Source organism: Acidovorax sp. LjRoot38 (assembly GCF_964252975.1).
GTDB classification, from domain to species: domain Bacteria; phylum Pseudomonadota; class Gammaproteobacteria; order Burkholderiales; family Burkholderiaceae_C; genus Acidovorax; species Acidovorax facilis.
This window is the reverse complement of record NZ_CAXUPT020000051.1, coordinates 1-424: the sequence shown is the minus strand read 5'-3', so window position 1 is coordinate 424 and position 424 is coordinate 1. Positions and strand designations below refer to the sequence as shown.

The window sequence follows — 424 nt, the reverse complement described above, 5'->3', positions numbered from 1 at the left end:
CGTGTTGTCGCTGACCACCCTCTTGCCGCTGTCGGCCACGGCGCAAGCCTCTGGAGACGCCGGAAGAGCCGCAACCACGGCCGCAGCCTCCATGACCGATGGAGAGGTGCGCAAGATCGACAAGGACGCCGGAAAAATCACCATCAAGCATGGCGACATCAAGCACTTGGAGATGCCGGGGATGACCATGGTGTTCACAGCCAAGGACAAGGCCCTGCTCGACAAGGCGCAGGCCGGCGACAAGATCCGCTTCATGGTGATCAACGAGGGCGGAAAGATGGTCGTCACTGCCATCGAGCCTGCCAAGTAAGCGCAAAAAGTGTCTCGCTACGCCCTCAAGAAAAGGGGGCGTTCTTCTGTTCGCACGTCAACCCACCAAGGAAAAATCATGAAAACGCTCCTTATTGCCCTCGCCATGACAGCA

The 424-nt window shown here is 58.5% G+C and carries 1 protein-coding gene; it reads left to right on the top strand.

The window, feature by feature from the left end; translation table 11 throughout:
• Window position 1: 1 nt before the first annotated feature.
• Complete coding sequence (locus ACSQ22_RS26330; RefSeq protein ID WP_436131969.1) at window positions 2-310, top strand: copper-binding protein; 309 nt, start codon at window positions 2-4, stop codon at window positions 308-310.
• Window positions 311-424: the final 114 nt, after the last annotated feature.